The 24,014-nt window shown below is 44.9% G+C and carries 19 protein-coding genes; 7 read left to right on the forward strand and 12 right to left on the reverse strand.

What is annotated here, in order from left to right; translation table 11 throughout:
* Positions 1-22: 22 nt before the first annotated feature.
* Both MHI48_RS22630 and MHI48_RS22635 read right to left on the reverse strand, forming a co-directional pair.
* A complete protein-coding gene (locus MHI48_RS22630; protein ID WP_405141839.1) occupies positions 23-1,366 on the reverse strand; it encodes a uracil/xanthine transporter in 1,344 nt (447 codons plus the stop codon).
* A 49-nt stretch (positions 1,367-1,415) separates the two neighbouring features.
* Positions 1,416-2,003 carry an ankyrin repeat domain-containing protein gene (locus MHI48_RS22635; protein WP_076252799.1) on the reverse strand — a complete coding sequence of 196 codons (588 nt, stop codon included), beginning with the start codon at positions 2,001-2,003 and terminating at the stop codon, positions 1,416-1,418.
* A 184-nt stretch (positions 2,004-2,187) separates the two neighbouring features.
* On the opposite strand from MHI48_RS22635, the gene MHI48_RS22640 reads away from it, so the two are divergent.
* Complete coding sequence (locus MHI48_RS22640; RefSeq protein ID WP_076252800.1) at positions 2,188-3,090, forward strand: LysR family transcriptional regulator; 903 nt, start codon at positions 2,188-2,190, stop codon at positions 3,088-3,090.
* Positions 3,091-3,161: 71 nt separating this feature from the next.
* Here the strand turns inward: MHI48_RS22640 and MHI48_RS22645 are convergent, their stop codons facing one another.
* The 6 genes from MHI48_RS22645 to MHI48_RS22670 all read right to left on the reverse strand — a co-directional run bounded on the left by MHI48_RS22645 (position 3,162) and on the right by MHI48_RS22670 (position 11,518).
* The gene (locus MHI48_RS22645; protein ID WP_076252801.1) at positions 3,162-5,072 is read right to left on the reverse strand and encodes a beta-glucoside-specific PTS transporter subunit IIABC; all 1,911 of its coding nucleotides are present in this window, start codon (positions 5,070-5,072) and stop codon (positions 3,162-3,164) included.
* A gap of 128 nt (positions 5,073-5,200) precedes the next feature.
* Positions 5,201-6,052 (reverse strand): BglG family transcription antiterminator LicT, encoded by an 852-nt coding sequence (gene licT, locus MHI48_RS22650; protein ID WP_036617363.1) that lies wholly within the window; start codon positions 6,050-6,052, stop codon positions 5,201-5,203.
* A gap of 233 nt (positions 6,053-6,285) precedes the next feature.
* Positions 6,286-7,710 carry a glycoside hydrolase family 1 protein gene (locus MHI48_RS22655; RefSeq protein WP_076252802.1) on the reverse strand — a complete coding sequence of 475 codons (1,425 nt, stop codon included), beginning with the start codon at positions 7,708-7,710 and terminating at the stop codon, positions 6,286-6,288.
* 48 nt (positions 7,711-7,758) lie between these two features.
* Positions 7,759-9,426 carry an S-layer homology domain-containing protein gene (locus tag MHI48_RS22660; protein WP_405141843.1) on the reverse strand — a complete coding sequence of 556 codons (1,668 nt, stop codon included), beginning with the start codon at positions 9,424-9,426 and terminating at the stop codon, positions 7,759-7,761.
* Positions 9,427-9,576: 150 nt separating this feature from the next.
* Positions 9,577-11,034 (reverse strand): glycoside hydrolase family 1 protein, encoded by a 1,458-nt coding sequence (locus MHI48_RS22665; protein ID WP_036668687.1) that lies wholly within the window; start codon positions 11,032-11,034, stop codon positions 9,577-9,579.
* Positions 11,035-11,326: 292 nt separating this feature from the next.
* Positions 11,327-11,518, reverse strand: a complete 192-nt coding sequence (locus MHI48_RS22670; protein WP_405141846.1) for an antitoxin Xre/MbcA/ParS toxin-binding domain-containing protein — start codon at positions 11,516-11,518, stop codon at positions 11,327-11,329.
* A 113-nt stretch (positions 11,519-11,631) separates the two neighbouring features.
* Between MHI48_RS22670 and MHI48_RS22675 the strand changes: the two genes are divergently transcribed.
* From MHI48_RS22675 to MHI48_RS22685, 3 genes are all read left to right on the forward strand, one after another.
* Positions 11,632-12,696, forward strand: a complete 1,065-nt coding sequence (locus MHI48_RS22675; RefSeq protein ID WP_076328210.1) for a suppressor of fused domain protein — start codon at positions 11,632-11,634, stop codon at positions 12,694-12,696.
* A gap of 26 nt (positions 12,697-12,722) precedes the next feature.
* Positions 12,723-13,484, forward strand: coding sequence for a LuxR C-terminal-related transcriptional regulator (locus MHI48_RS22680; RefSeq protein WP_076328211.1), 762 nt, complete (start codon positions 12,723-12,725; stop codon positions 13,482-13,484).
* A 110-nt stretch (positions 13,485-13,594) separates the two neighbouring features.
* The gene (locus tag MHI48_RS22685) at positions 13,595-14,374 is read left to right on the forward strand and encodes a hypothetical protein (RefSeq protein WP_076328212.1); all 780 of its coding nucleotides are present in this window, start codon (positions 13,595-13,597) and stop codon (positions 14,372-14,374) included.
* A gap of 113 nt (positions 14,375-14,487) precedes the next feature.
* On the opposite strand, the gene MHI48_RS22690 is transcribed toward MHI48_RS22685, so the two are convergent.
* Positions 14,488-16,239, reverse strand: a complete 1,752-nt coding sequence (locus tag MHI48_RS22690) for an ABC transporter ATP-binding protein (RefSeq protein ID WP_245838166.1) — start codon at positions 16,237-16,239, stop codon at positions 14,488-14,490.
* 150 nt (positions 16,240-16,389) lie between these two features.
* On the opposite strand from MHI48_RS22690, the gene MHI48_RS22695 reads away from it, so the two are divergent.
* The 3 genes from MHI48_RS22695 to MHI48_RS22705 all read left to right on the forward strand — a co-directional run bounded on the left by MHI48_RS22695 (position 16,390) and on the right by MHI48_RS22705 (position 21,277).
* Positions 16,390-17,832 carry an ABC transporter permease subunit gene (locus tag MHI48_RS22695; protein ID WP_245838168.1) on the forward strand — a complete coding sequence of 481 codons (1,443 nt, stop codon included), beginning with the start codon at positions 16,390-16,392 and terminating at the stop codon, positions 17,830-17,832.
* A 36-nt stretch (positions 17,833-17,868) separates the two neighbouring features.
* Entirely contained in the window at positions 17,869-19,380 is a 1,512-nt protein-coding gene (locus MHI48_RS22700; RefSeq protein ID WP_076328215.1) for an ABC transporter permease, read from the forward strand.
* Between the two features lie 76 nt (positions 19,381-19,456).
* On the forward strand, positions 19,457-21,277 hold the full coding sequence (locus MHI48_RS22705; RefSeq protein WP_036617345.1) for an ABC transporter substrate-binding protein: 1,821 nt from the start codon (positions 19,457-19,459) through the stop codon (positions 21,275-21,277).
* Positions 21,278-21,337: 60 nt separating this feature from the next.
* Here the strand turns inward: MHI48_RS22705 and MHI48_RS22710 are convergent, their stop codons facing one another.
* From MHI48_RS22710 to MHI48_RS22720, 3 genes are all read right to left on the reverse strand, one after another.
* Positions 21,338-21,982 (reverse strand): sugar O-acetyltransferase, encoded by a 645-nt coding sequence (locus tag MHI48_RS22710; RefSeq protein ID WP_405141850.1) that lies wholly within the window; start codon positions 21,980-21,982, stop codon positions 21,338-21,340.
* Between the two features lie 58 nt (positions 21,983-22,040).
* Entirely contained in the window at positions 22,041-23,048 is a 1,008-nt protein-coding gene (locus MHI48_RS22715) for an ROK family protein (protein WP_036617340.1), read from the reverse strand.
* Positions 23,049-23,595: 547 nt separating this feature from the next.
* Positions 23,596-23,970, reverse strand: coding sequence for a hypothetical protein (locus tag MHI48_RS22720; RefSeq protein WP_143781426.1), 375 nt, complete (start codon positions 23,968-23,970; stop codon positions 23,596-23,598).
* Positions 23,971-24,014: the final 44 nt, after the last annotated feature.

The following is a 24,014-nucleotide window of genomic DNA, read 5'->3' on the forward strand; positions in this document are numbered from 1 at the left end:
GACTGTCGCAAGATGAAACTCTTTATGCCGCTTTACTAACTGTCGCTGGTTGTTCCATTTTGGACCAGTTCACGGTTTTTTCAAGAACCAGTGAAACCAATACCCCTATGACGAGACCATTACTTATGATCGGAATGAGGTACATGGGCAAAGTTTGAAAGGCCTCAGCAGGAATATTCATGACCGCAACTCCCGTGAGGACCGGCAACGCTACACGATAGATCGTTTTAGAATTAAACGTCGTACCTTCAAGCGTTCTAAGTGCCGTGCCGAACATCTGAAGATAAGCCACGAACAAAACCGCACTGCCGACGCTTGGTGGTATTTGTGCAAAAAATGCTGTCACTGAAGGTGTAAGACCTATCACACACAACATGCCCGCTCCAATTATCAAGGCAGCACGACGCAGAATGCGAGTACTCTCCAGGAATCCGATCGATGATGCAAATAAACCAAAGGGCAGCACACCTACACAGGCTGACACCATCGTGAACAGACCCGTTAGTGCATAGGAATGCCTATACTGACGACTTGTTGTTTCTGTCCGGTATAGTTTCTCAACTGTGCTTAATGTGGTGATCGAATTCGTCATATTTACCAGTCCCACGAAAAATGCAGTAATGACAATACCCGGTTCCCATCTGGGTGTTCCCCACGGAAACAGTTCGAGACCAGCCGGGGCCTGATTAGGCTGTCCGCTATGCTGTCCAGGAAACAATAGACTATAAGCGATCCAGCCTGCCACAATCCCAATCAGGATCGCGTAGTTCCCCAGTTTCCCCCTACCCTTTAATTGAATCCATGCCACCAAAAATGCAATGACAACGGACAATGCGGCAACAGGCAGATTAAAGCGGCCAAACTCCGTATATCCAATCATACCTTTGAAAAAATTCATGGTTAATTGAATCGTCATTAGAAACAACATGGCACTCTTCACCATGGGTGTAAACAGCTTTTGCAGCACTTGCGCCGCTCCCAGCCAGCCCAGAATCACCATCGTTAATCCCGCTAATAGAAAACCTGCAGCCAGCCCACCGCCGATACGCTCCAGACTCATACCGGCCGATGAAGCAGATACCGTCAAACTTAGCGTCAATCCCCACCATAACCCTGACGGACCATCCATAATCGCATATCGATGACCAAATACGGTTTGAAGTATACACACTGCTCCGGTAAGGATAAATGCGTGCTGCATGGAGGCAGCGATGGCATCCGGAGACAGATGAAAATTATGTCCAATGGATAGCGGAACAACAACGGTATTGGTAAACAGGAAGAAAAACCACTGTATACCTGCCAAAATCAGTGAAGATACGTCCTTCATATTCTTTTGTAAAAAATGCTCTTGATGTCTGTTCATTCGTTTGGAATATCCTTTCACTGTTCTGTATCATAAATGTATAGCCTTTTCAGACTTGGGTTAATAGTCGTTCCATCTCGGTATACCGATGCCGGTTCGCATGTGCAAGCGGTGTAATCCCGTCCCGATCCGCAATCTTTGGATCTGCACCATATTGTAAAAGCAAGGCAACAATCTGCTGGTGACGCGGCCCACCATCTCCCAAAATGACCGCTTCCAGCAAGGCTGTCCACCCCAGGTTGTTGATATGGTTCACATCCACATCACTGCGTGTCAGCAGAAGCTCCACAATGTCCACGTGGCCCCGATCCGCTGCTGGGATAAGGGCTGTGCCGCCAAAACGATTCGTTAACCTCGTATCTGCACCTGCTGTGATCGCCAATTCGACCATGTCATACATACCCTCAGCACTCGCGTATAACAGCAGGTTGTCCAATCGTGCATCCCGAAGATTAATGTCGGCTCCGGCGTCCACTAACATCCTTGCCGTGTCTATCTTGTTACCGTGCACCGCAGCCAGCAGAGATGTTCGCCCCAATGCATCCCGTTCATTCAACCGGCTACCCTGTTGTGTGATAAATCGAATGACCTCATCGGTATGGCCCGCTTGAGCAGCATCATGTATTGTTCTAACCACGTTGTTTTATCCTCCAATTCAAGGTCTTTCTCATGCAGTAATATTCATATAGAAACCAAACCCTGTTAGTCAGGTATGCAAATCTAATGTATGGTAACATAAGATCGTAGTATATTAAAAATACATGTTTTGTTGCCTTTCCATATGAATTACATATACATTGCAGGCGAAGGAGAACAACCACTTGGATATCAAACAATGTCGCTATTTCATTGCCATTGCTGAGGAGAAACAGATTACAGCCGCAGCTCGAAGACTGCACATGGCTCAGCCACCCTTAAGTCAGCAACTAAAGTTAATGGAGGAAGAGCTTGGCGTAATTTTGTTTGAACGCAAAGGACGTATGATGGAACTAACGCAGGCGGGTCGCAGCTTCTATGATTATGCGGTTACCTTGACCAAATATATGGAGGAAGCTGTAATGGAGATGCAAAGTTTCCGTCACGGCATACGGGGCAAACTCGCCATCGGCATCAATACCATATCGGATCGCCTGATCCCGCAAGCACTGCAACAGTTTCGCACCACCCACCCACAGGTTACCTATAAAATTCAACAAAATGAATCTGCGCAATTATGCCGATTGCTGGAAGATGGCAAAGTTGAACTTGCCTGTGTACGCATGCCTGTCCAGACTGAACGTTATGAGGTTCTGCATCTGCCACAGGAACCCCTTTTCTACATTTCTTCAACACCGCTTGATAGTCCGACAGAGATGGGACCAGGAGTGGAGATGGGGACTTATTTTGAGCAGCTTACAGGTATCCCTCTACTGCTTCCAAGCACAGAAGGACTCGGTATGTTCGAGCTAATTTTGGACAAGTTTCGGGAGCATCAGGTTACCCCCTCCATCATGGGTGAGTGCTCAGACATTAATATGTTGCTCGAGCTGGTCCGACTCGGCTTTGCCAGTTCCATCGTGCCTCACACGGTACTACAGCTATATCACGAGCACCCATTTCACGTATATCGCATTCAGGACCAGCATTCCACGGTTGGCTCGGCGCTGGTCTGGCTGCAGAACCGCTATCTGTCCAAGCCTGCACAACATTTTGTGCAATTGGTTCAGGGGATGCTTCCCGTGTAAAAGGCTATAAGCAAAAAAACAGCAGCTTTACCGGATTACATTCCAGTGAAGCTGCTGTTTCATTTTTATGGTTAAGCTTTAGCTGTGAACAACAAGTCTTTTTCTTTGATCGTAGTGCGACCAGCAGACTCAATCGACTCATACTGATGCATATTTGTAATAATGACTGGTGTAATCGTTGTGTAACCGGCTTTTTCGATCTGTTCCCGGTCAAACTCCATCAGTACATCACCTACAGCAACCTTCGCACCTGCTTGAACTTTAGGAGAGAAGAATTGACCTTTCAGCTTCACGGTATCAATCCCGATATGAATCAACATCTCTGCGCCTGTATCACTTACCAGACCAATGGCATGTCCACTCTTCGATAACGAGAACACGGTTCCGTTGATCGGAGATACGACGCGACCTTCAGATGGTTGAATCGCGAATCCTTTACCCATAATCTCTTCAGAGAACGCAGGGTCTGGCACTTCGCTCAGCGGTTTAACTTCACCTGTGATCGGGCTGAATACTTGCTCATCTTGTGCTTTTGCTTCTTCAGTTACAGCAGCAGAAGTTGTTGCTGCTGGTGTTGCCGGCTCTGCTGCTGGTGCAGCTACTGGCTCCGATGCATTTTCTTCTTGGAAGCCCAAGATATACGTAATGATTGCTGCCGCTACGATGGCAATCAAACCACCAACCAAAGCATAAATCAATGTGCTAATTGCTGGACTGACAAATGCCGCAATACTCGGCAGACCTGCAAGTCCTGTAATAACATACGATTTAACATTGAAGATTCCCATGAATGCACCAGCAATAGCACCCCCGCTGAGAGCTGCGATAAATGGTTTTTTGAACTTCATGTTGATACCATACATCGCTGGTTCCGTGATCCCCATAATAGCCGTAAGACCTGTGGAATAGGCCAGGGATTTGGTTTTGCTATTTCTCGATCTGAGACCTACACCAAATGCTGCACCACCTTGTGCCAAGTTAGCTGCAAACATCAGTGGAATAATAAAGTCGTAACCCAGTGTTGTCATTGAACCAACAACGATTGGCAGCAACGCATAGTGCATACCTGTAATGATCAGCAGTGACATCGTACCACCAATCAGGATACTTGCGAAGATGGACATGTTGTCGAACAACCATGAAATACCACCGGACAAACCATTACCAAGAACCGTACCCAATGGACCTACTGTCATCAACGTCAGTGGAACCATAATTAACAAGGTAACTGTTGGAACAATGAGTAACTTAAGTGAAGCATGTATAACACGATCAACGGCTTTCTCTACATATGAAGCAATCCAAACGGCCAGAACAATCGGAATAACTGTAGAAGAATACGTTGCCGCTATGACTGTAATCCCCATAAAGGATGAATTGTGACCATCGGCCAGCAATGCTGTAATGGTCGGGTGCATAATGCCCGCAGCAAGCGCCGCGGCAATATACATATTACTACCCAGCTTACGTGCAGCACTGATCGCCAGAATGATTGGCAGGAAGTAGAAGGCACCGTCACCAATTGCCGACAAAATGATATAGGTTGAACTAGTATCGGACAACCATCCAAGTGCGACAAGGATAGCCACGATCCCTTTGATCATACCTGCACCCGTAATTGCAGGCAGGATTGGTGTAAACATACCTGAGATGAAGTCGAACAGCGCACTTATTGGATTTCTCTTTTTCTTCTCCCCAGTTGAAGCGCTTGAGGTTGCATTATCTGCGTTTGGTGATTTGGACATGTTGCCAACGAGTGCGTTATACACGATAGGCACATCGTTACCGATGATAACCTGGAACTGTCCACCATTCTCCATCACGCCCATAACGCCTGGTGTATTTTTCAGCGTCGCTTTGTCCGCTTTTTGGTTGTCATTCAGGTTAAATCTGAGTCTTGTCATACAGTGAGTGACTTGATCGATATTCTCTTCCCCACCAACAAGCTTCAAAATGTCCTTGGACAATTGTTGTTTATCCATTGTGTTTTGCTCCTTTTATGTGTAATGAAGGTTAAAAAAAAACCTAAACACTGAATAATGACAAAGCAGAAAAGCTTATCATTATTCAACGTTTAGGTTTTGCCTTTTTAGCAGTAACAATCCCAACTTTATTCAATTGTTTGTTCATTTCTGACAATCCGTTCAATATGAATGGTCAGATACAGTATTTCTTCCTTGGACAATACCCGATTATAGATCTTACGCGTATAGTCACTGATCCTTACAGCACATGCATGTGCTTCCGGATACTGCTTGCTCACTAAGTCATGAAGCGGATTATCTACTTCTTTATCTTCAATCGCCGTTCCTTGCAACACACGTTGAGCAAAGAACTTCAGATGAGTTAAAAATCGATAATAACTCAATGAATCTTCATCAAGTTCAATCACAAAGCTACGTCTTACGATGTTAAGTATGTCCTTAACGATGTTCGTAATACTAATCGTTTCCCTCATCTCACCGTTCATCTGGGCGTTAACCAGATGCATTGCAATGAATGCGCATTCGTCTTCGGGTAGCAGGACACCTAACGTTTCCTCAATAATCTGTAGCGCCTTGAGTCCAATGGCATATTCCTTCCGGTACATGCGCTTGATCTCCCAGAACAATGCGTTACGGATCTGCAATCCTTGACGATGTCGATCAATGGCAAAATGAATATGATCCGTCAGTGAAATGTAGATGCTCTCATGCAGCTTCTCACCTAACACCGTCTCGGCATAACGGATAATCTCATCCGAGCACTCGACATATTCAACCGGGATATCAGACAGAAGCGTTTTGAGTTTCTGTGATACTTCCTTACTTTCAAGCGAGAATATTTTTTCGACGAGACTCTCGTCAATCGATTCACCAGTATGCTTTTTGAAGGCAATTCCACGTCCCATAACGACCAGTTCGTTTCCTCCCGGATCAATTACGGTAACTACGTTGTTGTTCAGCACCTTCTCAATTTTCATTTCTCCACATCACCTTGCACCGTCAAAGTAGTAAAAGGCAAAACCAAAGCAGGTCACGAAATATGCCCCGCCTCTGGTTTTGCCTGATTGAACAGTAACAATCCAGTATTCATTAGCCTTAGGCCAATCTTACCATATAATTATCCATATGACAATGTTTTTGTGAAAGCGGTTAATGTGCGTTAATGTGACATCAAAAGGTGCTTGCACAACTATGCTTATAGAACTAGTATTTACTCGTTGTTGTTCTTAAGACTTGTGCCATTTGTACTAATAACTTCCTTGTACCAATGGAATGATTTTTTCTTGTAACGATCCAATGTTCCTGAACCGTCATTGTTGCGGTCTACATAGATGAAACCATAACGTTTCTTCATCTCTGCTGTTGAAGCACTTACCAGGTCAATACAGCCCCATGACGTATAACCCATCACTTCTACGCCATCCTCAAGAGCTTCGCCAACCTGTACCAGATGGTCATTCAAGTATTGAATACGGTAATCATCGTTCACCGTTTTATTTCCATTTTCGTCCGTAATCAGCTCATCGACTGCGCCCAGACCATTTTCGACAATAAACAATGGTTTTTGATAACGGTCCCAGTATTTGTTCAAGGTTACGCGCAGTCCTTGCGGATCGATCTGCCAGCCCCACTCACTCGCTTTCAGATAAGGGTTTTGCACACCTGCGAACAGGTTTCCTTTGCCTTCGATACGTTTCTCGGGATCACCAGTCTCACAGATACTTACATAATAACTGAACGAGATAAAGTCTACGGTATGCTTCAGAATTTCAGCATCGCCATCTTCAAACTTAATATTGATATTATTCGCTTTGAAATAACGATTAATGTATTTCGGATAATAACCACGTGCATGGATATCAGCAAAGATATCATTGCGTTGTTCCGCATGCATCGCTGCAACCACATCATCCGGATTCGGAGTCAACGGATACGTAGGCATACTCAGTACCATACAGCCGATTTTGGCTTCAGGCATAATTTCATGTCCCAGTTTTACAGCTAACGCACTGGCTACCAATTCATGATGGATCGCTTGGTACAGATCCTGTTTGGACAGTTCTGCTTTTGGCGTATAGATGCCGCCACTCATGAATGGCTCTTCCAGAATGGAGTTGATTTCATTGAATGTCAGCCAGTATTTAACTTTGCCTTTGAAACGGTTGAAAAGAACTGTTACATAACGCTCGTAGAAATCGATCATTTTACGGTTAACCCAGCCATCATATGTTTTGGACAAATGCAGCGGTGTCTCATAGTGAGAGATCGTTACGAGTGGTTCAATCCCGTATTTGTGACACTCATCGAACAGGTCATCGTAGAATTGCAGACCCTTCTCATTTGGCTCCAATTCATCACCTTTAGGGAAGATACGGGACCAAGCGATTGATGTACGGAACACTTTGAAGCCCATTTCAGCAAACAGTTTAACATCCTCTTTGTAGCGGTTGTAGAAATCGATACCGATCAGTTTCAGGTTATCTTCTGTAGGTGCTTCCGTTCTAGGCGTTGTAATCCCGTGTGGCATTACATCTTGAACAGACAGACCTTTGCCATCTGTATTATAAGCTCCTTCAAGTTGGTTGGCTGCTACAGCGCCGCCCCATAGGAAGTCTTTCGGAAATGGTGTAGTCATATCAATCATTCCTCTCATTATTTATCATTATTAAGTTGGTTATTGAACTTAGTTTGTTGGCAATTGTTCCAATCGTTGCAGAATCAGCTCCAGCTGAGCACCTGTAACCGACTTCGATGAATCAAATTGATCTTTGGACATACCGGACATAATACCGGCTTTGGCACTATTTTGAACGGCTTCATAAGCCCAATGCTTATCATTCAAATCCTTGAACAATACTACAGTTGACTCGTCTGCATCATTCCAGCCGCGACTCGTCAAAATATGGTCTACGATCACTGCCATCTGTGCACGTGTTACTTCCTCTCCCGAGGCAAATATCTGATTGCTGACACCTTTCATCAATCCTGCCTTGGTCACTGTTGCGATGGCCTGACGAGCCCATTCAGGAGCAGAATCTGTGTACGGGTAAGCAGATTCGGATACTTCAGGAAGATTTAACTTGTCGGCAAGCACGAGGGCGATCTGCGCTCTTGTCACAGGCTCAGTTGGTTTTGTTCCATGCTCTATGTTACCTCCATCCTGTTCCCCTGAAGTCCCTTTGCTTAGTTGGAACAGGTCGGCAAGTACTTCTTTGTTGTCAAAAGCCGGTACCCATGACCAATGCTTCATGCCACCGTACAGTCTTTGGCTATCCATGTATGCATCGTCATACAGCGTCATATTGACATGCTTGGCTCCAAGCTCAGTCAAAGCCTGATAAGCCAAAGAGCTTGTCCGGCTGTCAGTGGTTGGATCATTTTTGGCATGCATAATCCATACTGGGACATCCACAATATCTTTCAGTTCTTTTTTGAATGCTTCTACAGATCCGGTGTAATCCGCTACCGTATCCTTGGCCGCTACAATAATCGCTCCAGCAAACAGATCGGGATATTGTGTCAAGAAACGGAAGGCACCACCACCGCCACTGGAAACACCAGACAGATAGATCCGATTCGGATCAACTTCACCTTCAGCAACCAGCTTCTGAATCAACTCATACTGCGCCACGAAGTACGCCTGCATCTGGGCCAGTTGCTCCGGGTTATCATAGATTTTGAAGCTGTAATTCTCAGGATACTGTACGGCCAGTACGGAAGTATCATACCCCGATTCCGTCCAGACTACAGCTCCACGATTTGCAGTAAGATGGCTGCGCCCGTCCGTACCAACTTCGCCACCACCATGGAGCCATACCATGAGCGGCTTCGGTTCTTCGGACGTGCTTCGTTTCAGTTGATAGAACAAGTTCGCACCATTACTGCCTGTAAATTGTCCTTTTTCAAACTCATCGACCGTACGCGTTTTGACTACATTTACATTTTTATCGTCAAAAGAAAGTTCAGGATACGCCTTGCTTGTGACTGCAAATGCTGACTTAAATCCACCTGGATATTTAAAAGGCTTTACCGCCATATGGATGGTATGATCCGTAATTGTCAATTTTATTCCGTCATCTTCATACTCATTCTGTATGATCTCTTCCGCTTCATTTAAAGGATAGCCATCATAATTGCCAGTAAGTTCGAAGTCTGAAGCTTTCAGATTCTGATATTTCTCCGGATTCGCTACAGTAATGTCAAAGGACTCTACCATCTCTCCAGGATCACCAACATAGGTATTGGCCTGGATTCGAGTAACCTGGGTGCTTTCCGCACCAACGGTTGCTGGCCAGATCACACTCAGACTTAGTGTCAGGGCAAGCATCCATCCCATACTTTTTGTGTTCATACTCCATCTTTTCAAAAGATATCCCTCCATATGTAATGTTTGCAGCACATAAAAAAGCGGACAAACGCTAATCAGCAGGCCCTCAGGAACATTAAATTCCATTAAACACTAACTGTTATATCAGGTTTGCCCGCTCAGAAAACGTGAGAATTACAGTTGCTCACCATTACTGGAGATTACGTTTTTGTACCAGTCGAATGAATCCTTTTTGGAACGTTTGAGTGTTCCGTTACCTTCGTCATCCAGATCCACGTAGATGAAACCATAACGTTTGGACATTTCGGAAGTGGACATGCTCACAAGGTCAATCGGGCCCCATGCTGTAAATCCAATCAGATCGACGCCATCTTTGATGGCTTCTTTCATTTGTTCGATGTGTTTTTTCAGGTAATCCACACGATAGGAGTCATGGATCGAACCGTCTTCTTCAACACGGTCATATGCACCCAGACCATTTTCTACGATGAACAATGGTTTCTGGTAACGATCCCAGAAGTTGTTCAAGGTTACGCGCAGACCGATCGGATCGATCTCCCAGCCCCAGTCGGATGCTTCCAGATAAGGGTTTTTCACGCCGCCAGTCAGGTTACCCGATGTTTCTTCCTTGTCTGCAGATGCAGATTTGGTTACGGACATGTAGTAGCTGAAGGAGATGAAATCAACGGTATTGTTCAGCAAGATCTCGTCATCGCCTGCTTCTTTTTGGATCACGATGTCGTTTTCTTCAAAATAACGAGCCATGTAGTTCGGGTATTTACCACGAGCATGCATGTCCGTGAAGAAGAGGTTAATCTGATTCTCGTGTTGAGCCAGACGAACATCTACCGGATTACATGTTGCTGCATAAGTTTCCATACGAGCAAGCATACAACCCACTTGGGAACCAGGCATAATCTCGTGAGCAAGCTTCGTTACCAATGCACTTGCTACAAATTGGTGATGCAGCGCTTGATAAGTGGTTTGCAGTTTGTTGTCCACTTTATCGATCAGAATGCCGCCGCCAGTGTATGGGCTGAACAGCATGACGTTAATTTCATTAAACGTCAGCCAGTATTTCACTTTATTTTTATAACGGTTGAACACCGTTTCTGCATACCGAACATAGTGCTGGATTACTTCACGGCCAGCCCAGCCGTTATATTTTTGCGTCAAGCCAAGCGGTGTCTCATAGTGAGACAATGTAACGAGCGGCTCGATGCCATATTTCAACAATTCGTCGAATACTTCATCATAGAATTTCAAACCTGCTTCATTTGGCTCTTGATCATAACCGTTCGGGAAAATACGTGCCCAGTGAATGGACAAACGGAATACTTTGAAGCCCATTTCAGCGAACAATGCAATATCTTCTCTAAAGTGATGGTAGAAATCGATACCAAAACGTTTCGGGAAACGTTCTTCAAATTTGCCGGAGAGGATCTCTTCGATTCGGGAAGAGGAAATTTCCATAGCATGTCCGCCTGTACGCTTCTCTTTGGGAACATGAGCGATCATGTCCGCTGTGGAGAGGCCTTTGCCGTCCTTATCGAATGCACCCTCCAATTGATTGGCAGCTGTAGCGCCGCCCCATAGGAAGTTTTCGGGGAATCCTTTTTTTGCCGTGGTCATGAACAACAACCTCTTTTCGAAATTTATTTTGGTTTTTCCAGGTAAAAAATGGTGTGATTTAGAGCAGAAAACAAGAAAAACCTAAACTCAAGGTAAAATAGCACCAAAAAAAAGGAGCTTTCATTTCACCATCAGTTTAGGTTTTGCCTGTCTTCACAGTTACAATCCATCAAAAGATGTTATTGCATATTCTGTTGTGTTTGCTCTTGTAATGTAAGCGTAACATATCTATTTTGCAAAATCAACTTCACTGGATCATATGATCGTTCGCACACTCTCACCATCGAAAAAATTAACGCGGCATACGCATAATCGCTGCCCTTAATGCCTGCGCTCCTTTCTCCGTTTCCAGGTAAACAGCGGGACTTTGGTCCCCTAAAGCCGGGATATCTTTCGCCATCCATTCAAAAGCGTACTCCCCCACTTTAAATAGATACCTTTCATACTCATGTAATTTCACTCCCTGAATTGCAATTAATAACACCGAAGTCCTATCTGACACAATTCATCCTTAAGCCGCTTGAATCCGTTTCTGTAACAGGTAGACTTAATTTTAAATGTTTTTCGGGGGAAAGAACAGTCAAGGAGGATTCAATAATGACTCAGGAAGAAAACACATCCGGTTGGGATGCGATTGATCAATCCATGCGTGAATTGTATGGGGAACAAGAGCCAAAACACTACGGCACTGCCCTTCCGTATATTCTTGGAGGTCCCGATCCACTCGATGGCATTAGCGTTTATGCTGTCGATGACCCTATGCCTCACTGGCATTTTGTTACCTACGGTTTCTCAGAATTATATGAAAAAGAGATGCATGATGCATCCAAAAGCGGGTATGGATTTGAAATCACCTTTCGTCTTACACGCAGTGAAGTAGAGACTGATCCGCCAGCCTGGGCGCTGAATCTGCTACAGAATGTAGGACGTTACGTGTTCAACAGCGGAAATATCTTTCAGCCAGGAGATTACATGGACGCCAATGGCCCCATCTGTCTGGAATCCGATACTTTGCTGACTGCTCTCTCGTTTATTGAAGATCCGGACCTACCCGCGGTCTCAACGCCTAATGGTTCAGTGCAATTTATTCAGATGGTTGGCATTACAGGCCGGGAACTGGAAATGATTCAAAGTTGGAATGCTCGTGGCTTCCTGTCTGCCTCCTCCATGTTCATGCCCAAATATGTGACGGATCTGATGAGAAATTCGTACGCAGATATTCCTTCGGTTATACAAGCGGTTGAGGATGGAATGGAACAGGACGGGTCCAGCACAGCATTTTTATTCATACAACAACTGGCTTGGGAATCTCCTCGCAAAAAATTGCTGCAAAAATCGGTTCCGGCCAAACTCCAGCTTGGAGCCAAACAAGCCGTATTAGTTGGCACCATCCTTCGTAGCCGAATTTCGAAAGGTGCCTCTCTATCCTTGATCGGACCGGATACTAATATTCTGTTCGAAGCAGGAGAACATCCAGCTGTATTGGAATCGGACAGACAAGTTACCCTGACGGTGAACAAACAAATTGTTGATGAGCTGGCAGAGAACCTTCGCCCGTTTGAAGGAACATTTGAGATAACTTCATTGGATCATATTATCGTTCAGATTGTTAGAACAGAGATTAAGAACCAGGAAGGACACGTCATTCAAACGATTGGATGAGAACTGTGCAGCAAGGAGGAAACAACATGCCTGCCATTACATTTACCTCACGCCACGAAGAGTCTCCGACTTGCTCACATTCAGCAGGAACGGCACCGTTTGACTATTTACCAAAACCCAGTCTGGACAGGCTTCGTAAAATCAATCATTTCCTGATTCATGCATTCCAGAACAGTATCTCGGTTATACAAGAGAATTTAACGGGCACTTATCTTTTTTTACTCACAGATAGCAACGGTGTGCTCCTCTCGATGAATTACAGTTCAGATCTTAAAGCTGTAGTAGAAGATTCCCCCATTCGTCCGGGCATGTTCTTCACTGCACAGAGCTGTGGAGTTAACGCCATATCTGTAACGATGGACAGCAACGAGCCTGTAGTGCTGCTGCCCGAGCAGCATGAAAGTCCTTATTTTCAAAGCTGGCATTGTTACGCCGCACCTCTGTTCATGGGATCGCAACATGTAGGTTATCTGGATGTGTCCACCATTAATGCAGATATGCAAGGTGAACTGATTGCCATTGCCAAGTTAATTCCAGCGTACATGCAGAACTGTTGCCAGAGTCAACAGACTGCTGAAGTGTGCGACAAACCGGCGGTGGAGTTCACCGAGCGTCAGTTAACCATTCTGGAGATGATAGCCGGAGGCCTCACGGTAAAAGCCATTGCTTTGAAATTAAAGATCAAGGAATGCACCGTGAATCATCACAAAAAAGTGATTTTTAACAAATTAGGTGTGCAATCCAGCACAGAAGCTGTTTCAATTGCCAGCCGAATGTCTTATGTATAGAAGACCCCTATAGATTCCTATAGGTAGTATATGAGAACGTTTGTGCTACAATTTAGGAAGCAGGCAACATGTAGAGAGAGAAACAAACACACACATTTCAGGAGGGTAATATGACAATTCCAAAAAAAGCTTCTTTATTCGCCATGCTCATTATGATTATGCTGGTTGCAGCCGCTTGCGGTGACAAAGCAGATAACACAGCCGCAACAGAAGAGCCTACCCCGACAGAAACAACGACAGGTACTGATTCTGATACAGCGACTACAGAAGAAACAGAGAACACAGAACCAGCAAGCGAAGAGTCCAAGGAAACTGATAATTCCCAAGACGTTGAGCTGGGGACTACGGAAAAAGGTTCTTACACCAATGACTATTTTGGCGTATCTCTGAAATTTCCGGAAGCTTGGGAGTTCCAGGATGCTGCAGGCATGAATGAGCTGACAAGTGCTTCATCCGAAGCGATTGCTGGTGATGATGAAACAAAGAAAAAACAAATTGAACTGTCTCAGACCAAAACATTGAATCTGCTTATGGCTTCAAAGTATCCATTAGATGCAGGCCAAGTTGGTCCTTCCGCAATTGCGGTTGCTGAGAAAGTAAGCTTGTTGCAAGGCATTCGTACAGGTAAAGACTACCTGGAAGCAACCAAAAAATTCATGGTGGATAGCCAGTTCCCTTACGATTATAAGGAAATGACAACGGAAACCATCGGTGGTAAAGAGATGGATCTGATGCAAATCACGATGGATCCAGGTGACGGTTCAACCGTTACTCAAGATTACTATAGTACAATTATTGAAGGATATGCTTTCAACTTCATATTCACTTACGTGGATGATAAGACCAAAGCCGAGATTGATACCATCAAGAAATCGGTTCAATTCAAATAATCGCTTTTGATTACTGCCATTATACGAAGAACATATAACTTAACCCCGATAACGATCTGTGAAGATCATCGTCGGGGTTCTTTTGTAGTTAAAAAGACTATATATTGCACTATCTAACTAGATATGGCTACCCAGTGCCCTTCCGTGACTTCTACCCACTTGGAATGTTCGAGATTATAACGGTCCTCTACTTCAACATTCTCTCTTGTTGTTTCTTTCACAACATGTCTCTTTTTCTTCGCTTCTACCGCCGGATCAGGCACGGGAATAGCAGATAGCAAAGCCTTGGTGTAGGCATGTTGCGGGTTGGAATAGAGTTCTTCACTCTCTGCAAGCTCCACAATTTTCCCATTATACATCACAGCCACTCGGTCACTGATATGTTTAACCATGGACAAGTCATGCGCGATGAAGAGATACGTCAATCCGAGTCGCTGCTGCAACTCTTCAAGCAATTGTACGATCTGAGCCTGTATCGACACATCCAGTGCAGACAACGGCTCATCACATACGATGAATTCAGGTTCCACAGCCAGAGCTCGTGCAATACCGATCCGCTGTCTCTGTCCACCAGAGAATTCATGTGGATAACGCTGCGCATGGGTAGGATCAAGACCCACCATCTCCAGTAGTTCCTCTACCCGCTTCTCCCGCTGAGATGCTGTACCTGCAAGTTGATGAATATCAAGGGCTTCTCCAATGATATCCATAATCCTCATTTTGGGATTCAGAGATGCATAAGGGTCCTGGAAAATAATCTGCATATGTCTACGCATCGTTTTCATCTCCGAAGCTGACAAGCGATTGAGCGGAACTCCTTTAAACAGTACATCTCCACCTGTTGGCTCATGCAATCGCAGAATGGCACGCCCCGTGGTTGATTTACCACTGCCAGATTCCCCTACAACGCCGAGTGTCTCTCCTTGACGAATATGGAAGCTAATATCATTCACGGCCTTTAAGGTATTGCCTTTCCCCAGATTAAAATGTTGTCTGAGTGATTTCACCTCAAGCAACGGCTGATCATCCTCGAGATCTCTCTGGACCAACGATACCGGTTTGGGCTTTTTCTTCTGATCCAGACGTGGTAATGCATTCAGAAGTCTGATCGTATACGGGTGTTTGGGATTAGCAAAAATCTCTGTTGTTGTCCCGGTTTCCACAATCTGTCCTTCTTTCATAACAACAACCCGATCACACATGCCTGCTACTACGCCCAAATCATGCGTGATCAGGATAATCGATGTGCCCAGTTGGTCCTGCATATCTTTCATCAAATTAAGAATTTGTGCCTGAATCGTAACGTCAAGTGCGGTTGTCGGCTCATCGGCAATGAGTAATTCAGGACGACAAGCAAGTGCAATACCGATCATGACCCGCTGGCGCATGCCTCCGGAGAATTCGTGTGGATATTGGTTGTAGCGTATTTCACTACGAGTTATCCCCACCCGCTCCATCATGGCAATCGCCTGTTTCTTGGCTTCCCTTTTGGACACCTTCTGATGTTTGATTAGACTTTCGGAGATCTGTTTACCCACTTTAATAGTCGGATTAAGAGAACTCATCGGGTCCTGAAAGATCATGCCAATATCACGCCCACGAATGCTCTCCATCTCTTTCTGCGTTTTATTCGCCAGATCGACCCCTTTGAACAGAATCTCTCCATTTTTCATCTGTGAAGGCGGCGATGCAAGAAGCCTCATAATGGAACGTGCGGTTACACTCTTGCCACTACCCGATTCGCCTACAATGCCTAGTGTCTCTCCTTTGCGCACTTCAAAACTTACCTCTCGTACTGCATGAAACTCACTCTCTCCAGAATGAAAAGAGACCGATAGATCATTAACTTTCAATAAAGGTTCCATGTTATCACCAGCTCTCATCCGTATTTCACATTCACTTATCTCATATGTATACCATTTAATTCCTTGACAATTGTTTAGACCCTAAATAATATATACTATATCAATCGGAATAATGCAATTTAAACCTGAATGAAAGGAGGCACGCTTGGTTTGAATCTTGCAGAAGGCAGCAGACTCACGCGGTTGGTGCACAATTTAAGTTTTATTTATGGCAAAATGCTACTTCATCCTTCCTACCGATATGTTCTGTTCATTCTTGGATTACCGATCAATCTGGTCGTGTTTCTAATATGGCGTTCGAATCGAAAAAATGACGGCTGGGTAGCTGCCAGGCAGAAGGCTGAGCAAGAACTGCTCGCTTCTTCCTATCGGAACAAGCTGAAGTTGGAAGTCGAAGAACAGCTGCGACGCAAACATCGTTTTTTCCAGCAGCAGGTCAGTGAGGAAGAATTCAGACGTCAGACCGAGGAATGGTTGGAAGAAACGGTTCAGAAAGAGTTGAAGGAGCGGACTTCTCGCATACTTCAGGAACAGGGAAGTCAACGTCTTACGATGGCCAATACATTCCACACCCTTATCGACAAACCGTGGTTTTTCGCGATATCCATTATTCCTGGCTGTCTGATGTATGGCATCCTCTTTTTGTATGGAAATCCTTATCTAAAGTACATATTTGAAAGAATACTGATGACGGTATTTGTCATTCTGGGCGTAGCCACACTCGTATTTACGATTTTGTATATGTCTCCGTTCAACCCGGCAGCTAACATTCTCGGAGAGACAGCAACGCAGGAACAGATCGCAGCATTCAATCAGGTGTATGGCTTGGATCAGCCTTATCTTACACAGCTCTGGAACAATATTAAGGGAGTTGCTCTCTTCGATCTTGGCAAGTCTTTTGCAGGAAATGAAGACGTAACAGCAACGATTGCAAGAAAGTTTCCAATTACATTGACGCTGGCGGTCATCTCCCTGCTGCTAGCACTCGTCATCGCATTGCCCATCGGTATCATCTCAGCGATTAAGCCTAATTCATGGTTCGATTATACGTTTATGTTCATCGCTCTGATTGGATTATCGATCCCGAATTTCTGGCAAGGACTTATTTTCATTCTGAACTTTTCGATCAAATTACAGTGGCTTCCCGCCACCTTCAACCCGCAGAACTGGCTGTCGATCATTATGCCAACCATTGTGCTGGGCACAGGACTTACGGCTGCGGTGGCACGGATGACCCGGTCTTCTACACTGGAAGTCATTCATGAGGATTATGTGATGACCGCCCGCGCCAAGGGGTTAAGCGAACGTCAGGTCATGCTGAAACACGCTGTACGTAATGCATTGATTCCAATCGTAACTGTGGTTGGACTTCAATTCGGAGCCATGCTTGGCGGGGCAGCAGTGACGGAGAAAGTGTTTAATATCAGCGGTCTCGGCAGCTATATTGTGGATAAACAATTCATCCCCGATATTCCGAGTATCATGGGCGGAGTAATCTACACAGCAATTACGATCTCCATTATCAATGTAGCGGTTGATCTGCTGTACGCTTTTATTGATCCAAGAGTGCGCTCCAAGATGAAACAATATTAAAGTGTGTGTTGAACTACCTCTTAAAGCAGGTGTATTATGACAAACTCGTCCTTAACACAAGAAATGCGTTTCCGGCTTAAGTCTTCTCGAGAATATAGTCAGGCAAGCTTCGCCTGGATCACGTCCCTTCTCTTGACTGCCTTGTTGCTGTTCAACAGTTATGACTGGAGCGGGCAGACGTTCAAACCATTTCTGCTAACGATACTTGGGATCTATGTATTCTTCACACTGGTCCAAAGTGTCATCACCCTTCGGATTCGAAAAGACTTGATCCGTACGGGTACGATCTCTACTTTGACCCGCAGGTTAGCCTGGGTTCAGCTACTTGCCATCATTTCTGGCAATATATTTATCGTAACGGCAGCCTTTCATCTGATTCGAAAAGCCAGGAATGTGGAGTACACCTTTGCGGTATATATGCTGTTAACCCAGCTGTTCGTCATCGGTGTATCTGCGTTAAATGTTTTCAAACCTTATGTGGCTGACAACTTTCTGCCAGCTATGGCGGTGCTCATATTTATTCTGGTCATCGACCTGGTCGTACTGATTATCGTATCCCGATATAACGCGACCTCTATCCTCCCTCGCTGGATGATCGGTGTCAGTGTAGTGCTGATTCTGACCTCAATCACAGGTAATGTATTTGCCCTATTGCTCGGCATTTCCATTATTGGGCGCATTCGCAGACAGGGGAAACAAAAATCAAACTTCTGGAATGATCTGTGGGAGCGACTTGCTCCAAATATGACTGCCATGTCCGGTTTGTTTTTTATCATTTTTCTGTTCTCGATATCGATTTGCAGCTTCTTTACTTTTGATTACAGCATGGCTGTGGAAAACAACTACTCCGCTCTGCTTCAACCCCCTTCCCTTGCGTATCCCTTGGGAACGGACGACTTCGGACGATGTTTATTTTCCCGGATTGTATTTGGTGCCCGGATCTCCTTAATCGTAGGTTGCATGTCGACCATCATTCCTGTGTTGATCGGTGGAGTCCTCGGAGCATTCTCCGGCTTCTACGGAAGGCATACGGATAACATCATCATGCGGCTGCTGGATATTCTCTATGCGATTCCGGGAATTCTGCTCGCCATTGCCATTATTGCGGCGTTTGGAGCCAATACGGTCAATCTTATTCTGGCGCTGAGTCTGGGTTCGATCCCAACTTACGCCCGTACCATGAGAGCCAGTGTGCTCTATGTATCTACTTTTGAATTTGTGGAAGCTGCACGTGCACTGGGGTACAACAATCGTACGATTATTTTCAAACACATTATTCCCAACTCCCTTGCGCCCATGATTATCAAGTCCACACTCACGATTGGTGGAGCGGTTATCGCTACCAGCAGTTTGAGTTATCTGGGACTCGGCGTGGAGCCGCATATTCCGGAATGGGGTAACATTCTGAAGCTCGGCAGTACATACCTGGAGACCCACTCTTATCTGGCGATTTATCCAGGCTTGGCTATTATTCTGCTGGTTCTTTCGTTTAACTTTCTCGGTGACGGTCTGCGTGATGCGCTTGATCCCAAGCTGGAAAAGGCATAACTGATTCGTCGTTGAAATGAATGATATAGAAAAAAGAAATCACACATCACACATTCAAGATATGGAGGGTAATCCCATGAAAAAACGTACACTGATCTCATTACTATTAATTCTCGTCATTGTGATTTCCGGCTGCAGCGTAAAAACGAAAACTGAATCCCAGGCGGAGACCGCACCAGCGGACGCAACAGAAACTGCACAAAAACCGGCAGACATTGAACTGCTCGCCATGAGTTCTTCCGAAAATGATGTAAACATTGTCCGCGACCAACTGACTAAAAACGGCTTCAATGTGAAGCTGAACCTGCAGCCGGATTACGGTAGTTTCAAATCCCAGCAGGATGCAGGGAATTATGACATTGCCTTGTCCAGCTGGACAACGGTAACGGGAAATCCCGATTATGCGGTGCGTTCCCTTTTCAAAACAGGTGGAGATTACAGTATCCTTGCGGATGGGGAACTTGATAAACTCATCGATCAGGCAGCTACTCAAACTCCGGATGAGTACAAAGACACGTACAAACAATTGGAAGATCGCTTGGTAACGGATCAGGCGTATATCGCTCCTTTGTACATTTCCCTGAAAAGTCAGGCTGTGAACCAAGACATTCTGAATGTCGACACCGTTCGTCTCTCCAAATCCCGCGCCATGGCTTGGGAACCGATTGAGTTCAAGGACAGCTCCAAAAATGCCAAAGATCCGTTGATTCTGACGCAAAGTGCATCCGTACTGACTTCCCTTGATCCAATCAAAGGAAACGACGGCTCCATCAACCAGTTGAACACCAATATGTATGTACGTCTCGTTAACTTGACGGATGACGATCAGCTGACAGCAGATGGATCACTGTCCCATAACTTTAGTATTGCTGAAGGTAATTCGGACTACTACTTCATTCTCAGAGACGATATCAACTTTGCGAAGATTGATAACAAAAAAGCTGTAGATACAGGAGAACGTGTCGGTGCAGATGATGTGATCTTCTCCCTGGATCGTGCTAAAAATAAAGATTCCGTTCCAGATCACCGGACGTACAGTCTGCATGAACACATCAAAGAAGCTGAAGTTGTAACGGATCTGAGTGCATTGCAATCCATCAAACAATCCAGCGGTAATGGCACAATCCTCGAAGCATTGGAACAAGGATTAGGCAGCAAAATTACAGAACTCGTGACGGACAAAACCAAAGCAGATAATAGCGCAGGTAAATATCAGGTCGTTAAACTGACCACAACTGAACCTTTCCCACAAGTTCTGAACTATCTGGCTCACCAATCTGCGGGTATCGTGTCCAAAAAACAGGTGGAGAGCATCAACACATATGATGTAGCTTCCTTTGACGTCAACAAAGATATTCCTTACGGTGATCAGAACACGGTGACTGAAGGTGCAGCATACAATAACACCCTTTATACTAGCGGACCTTATATTTTGTCTTATAAAAATGACTATGAAGGTGTATTCTTAAAAAATCCGGCTTACCGTAAAGGCACGGAAGATGAGCCGAAAATTGCTCAGGTTAACGTCCGATTCATCGCGGATGCAGACAGCGCCCTCTCTGCTCTTCGCAGCAGTGAAATTCACTTATACTACGGTGTACCTGAAACCAAGTATGACATCATCGAAAATGACAGCAAACTGAAACTGCAAAGTCTGCCAAGTAACGCTGTCTCCTATCTGTTGTTCAACACGGCCAATCGTGAAGTTGCCAAGAGCAGTGACCTGAGAAAAGCCGTGCTGTACTCCATTAATCAGGATGAGATTTTGAGTTTCTACAAGAACAACAAACTCAAAGCATACTCTACAGTAAGCCCGCTCGTTCAGACCGGGAATGAATTGAAAGCTGATCCTGCAAAAGTAAAAGAATTCTTGAGTAACTACAACGCCTCCAAGTAAACGCATAACAAAAAAAGGTTGTCACCAGGATCATCTATTTGATCCTGATGGCAGCCTTTTTTATTCTTCCAGCACACGGCAATCTGCCAGAACATCGGGATAGTTTCGCATGCTGTCCGCATCAGTAATTTTGCGAATAACTCTGCACGGTACGCCTGCTGCAAAAGAATGCGGTGGAATATCACGAGTCACCACGCTACCTGCTCCAATCACACAACCGTCTCCAATCGTTACGCCCCCGCACACTGTGACGTTTGCCGAGATCCATACATCGTTACTAATTGTGACCGGTTTGGCATAACATAGTGACTTCACATCACCGTTCTGGTCCACCATCTGTCTCCGCTCGCTGGCAATCATGGGGTGAATGGGGGTAACAATCGTCACGTTGGGTCCAAAACTGGTATAGTCCCCGATCGTCACTTGCGCGTCGTCTTGTATCGTCAGATTATAATTACCGAAGAAATGCTCTCCTATCCGGGTATGCACACCATAATGAAAGAAGATGGGGCCTTGCATGAATCCACCTTCACCGATCTGCCCCAGTAACTGTTGTAGTATCTGATTCCTTTCCTCAGTCTGTTCTTCAAAGGTCTGACTGTAACGCTGACTGAGATTATGGGCCCGCCTTTTGATGATCTTTAATTCGGGATCACTTGGACTGAACAATACGCCCTTCATGATTCTCTCTTCTTCACGCATCATGAATCCTCCTCTACAAGGGTTAGCTTATCAAATAAAAGCCACAGACATGAACTGTGGGTTATAAGGCTTCTGATAGAATGCCTGACTTCAACGCCTGAAGCACCATTCCTCGTAACCCAGCATCAAAATCATGTTGGAACGAATCCTGATGTACGATCTCAGGCAACGACGGCATGGGGTGATCCTTCCCGTATTGTTTCCACGCCATATCCAGCTCTTCTCTCTCCACCCGTTCCTGATAAATGACAATCTGGTGCGGGGCAACGACGGCATTAATCGTTTGCAAGATATGACATACCTGCACTACAAAATCATCTTTGCTCATGTCACGTTTCCAATCAGGTGAATAAGGAAGATACTTGATCTCACCAAACATCCCGTTTTTCCCACGGATCATCTGTCCATTCAACATCATGCCCATACCCGGCGGGTATCGGTTCGGGAAATAAATTCCCGCTACACTCCGTTCCTTCATATCCGCATGCTGTGTGCAGTATCCGCTAATCGCTGCATTAACATCATTCTCCACGAGAACGTTCAATTGAAACTCGCTCTCGATCTCCCGTATCAGATGTGAATGGATAAGCTCTTCATGACTGCTCACCGTGATGTCCCCATCCACGGCTTGCCCCGGAATACCGATGCCGATCATATCAATGGAGGGATACTCCTTAATGAAACGCGCGATAAGTTGCAGCATATGCTGTTTATCAAAAGCAGGCAAGATGCGCTCTTCCTTCAACACAACCTTATTCTCCAGATTCATGACCGTCGCCGAAATCAACTCCTGGCCTTTCATCTCTTTGATGTAAAGAACCAAAGCAAGCTTGAAGTTATAATTATATCGATATGCCTGAGCAGGACGACCGCCGTTAGAGGGAACCACTTTATCCTGGAACAACTCTCCGCCATCACATAATTCCTGAATCAGCGCATTAATGGTAACAACACTAAGATTGGTTAATAAAGCTAATTGCGGTTTGGTCGCCGTCTCAATCTGCTGCATGACTTCACGCACATTATTCAAATTGATGTATTTCATCATTGTAGCGTTGGCTTTTTTCATAACCCTCTCGTTTCTACTCTGGTTCAATTGAGCCAAAGCAATGGTATGGATGTCATTCACACCATATCATAACATAATGCCTTACTCGAACACATGAGTTCCATCGTGCTGGAAAAGGATCGAAATCGGCCGAGCTACTTTGTTCACTCAAACAAATCATCCATCGATTTCACAGGCTTCACTTCAATCGGTTGCTTTGACAAGACCATACATGCATAGGTACCTGCCCATATTATAACTGCCATAATAACGTAGACCATCCATACTTACCTCCCCGTTTCATGTGGATTATGATTTTGCGATACTTACCACATGTGACTATTCCTTTAGTTAATAAACAAACTTTATAAAGTATATTACGTAAGTATGCGAGGATAATAGTTCTTTGTCAATATGATTTAGATTTAACCGAGCCCTTTTCAGTCCAAGGAAGATGTGAACAACATGACTACAACAACGCGTATTATCTCGATGCCCATAAAAAATAACTGCCGAAAGAATCATTCAACGATTCTTTCGGCAGCCGTTTGTTCAATATACAAGCAGTTTATCTTGAATATATTCGCTGTACCCCGGGCAATAAGGTCACAACTTGAATACCCACTCCCCATGCAAAATAGACCAAGTGAATGATAGAAACATCCTGAATCCAGTACACCTGCGCCATAATCCAGATGATGAGAGCAAACCCCGTATACAACGAAAAAGTCCAAGCCCAATAGCGGTCAGGATAGAGATTCATTCTCTCACCCATCCCCCAATGAACGTAGCGGATGAGCGAAATAGCAATCGTTGTAGGCATCACGCCAAGAACCAGCAATAGGATGATCCCCGGGAACAAAAAACTGGCAAGAGGATTATACTCAAACCCTCTAGTACCATTCTCACACATGCCACGTATTGTTCCTGTGCTTCTTTTCACTATATAGATCTCGAAAATCATTCGTAATGGAAAAACTTGATAAA

The organism is Paenibacillus sp. FSL H7-0942 (genome assembly GCF_045040715.1).
Taxonomy (GTDB): domain Bacteria; phylum Bacillota; class Bacilli; order Paenibacillales; family Paenibacillaceae; genus Paenibacillus; species Paenibacillus amylolyticus.

Bases quoted from the DNA above. Each gene is read 5' to 3' on its own strand.
- licT (WP_036617363.1), bottom strand. From the start codon at position 6,052: ATGAAAATTGAGAAGGTGCTGAACAACAACGTAGTTACCGTAATTGAT.
- MHI48_RS22660 (WP_405141843.1), bottom strand. From the start codon at position 9,426: ATGAACACAAAAAGTATGGGATGGATGCTTGCCCTGACACTAAGTCTG.
- MHI48_RS22710 (WP_405141850.1), bottom strand. From the start codon at position 21,982: ATGATGCGTGAAGAAGAGAGAATCATGAAGGGCGTATTGTTCAGTCCA.
- MHI48_RS22715 (WP_036617340.1), bottom strand. From the start codon at position 23,048: ATGAAAAAAGCCAACGCTACAATGATGAAATACATCAATTTGAATAAT.
- MHI48_RS22645 (WP_076252801.1), bottom strand. From the start codon at position 5,072: ATGGATAAACAACAATTGTCCAAGGACATTTTGAAGCTTGTTGGTGGG.
- MHI48_RS22630 (WP_405141839.1), bottom strand. From the start codon at position 1,366: ATGAACAGACATCAAGAGCATTTTTTACAAAAGAATATGAAGGACGTA.
- MHI48_RS22680 (WP_076328211.1), top strand. From the start codon at position 12,723: ATGCCTGCCATTACATTTACCTCACGCCACGAAGAGTCTCCGACTTGC.
- MHI48_RS22690 (WP_245838166.1), bottom strand. From the start codon at position 16,239: ATGGAACCTTTATTGAAAGTTAATGATCTATCGGTCTCTTTTCATTCT.
- MHI48_RS22675 (WP_076328210.1), top strand. From the start codon at position 11,632: ATGACTCAGGAAGAAAACACATCCGGTTGGGATGCGATTGATCAATCC.
- MHI48_RS22700 (WP_076328215.1), top strand. From the start codon at position 17,869: ATGACAAACTCGTCCTTAACACAAGAAATGCGTTTCCGGCTTAAGTCT.
- MHI48_RS22655 (WP_076252802.1), bottom strand. From the start codon at position 7,710: ATGACTACACCATTTCCGAAAGACTTCCTATGGGGCGGCGCTGTAGCA.
- MHI48_RS22685 (WP_076328212.1), top strand. From the start codon at position 13,595: ATGACAATTCCAAAAAAAGCTTCTTTATTCGCCATGCTCATTATGATT.
- MHI48_RS22705 (WP_036617345.1), top strand. From the start codon at position 19,457: ATGAAAAAACGTACACTGATCTCATTACTATTAATTCTCGTCATTGTG.
- MHI48_RS22665 (WP_036668687.1), bottom strand. From the start codon at position 11,034: ATGACCACGGCAAAAAAAGGATTCCCCGAAAACTTCCTATGGGGCGGC.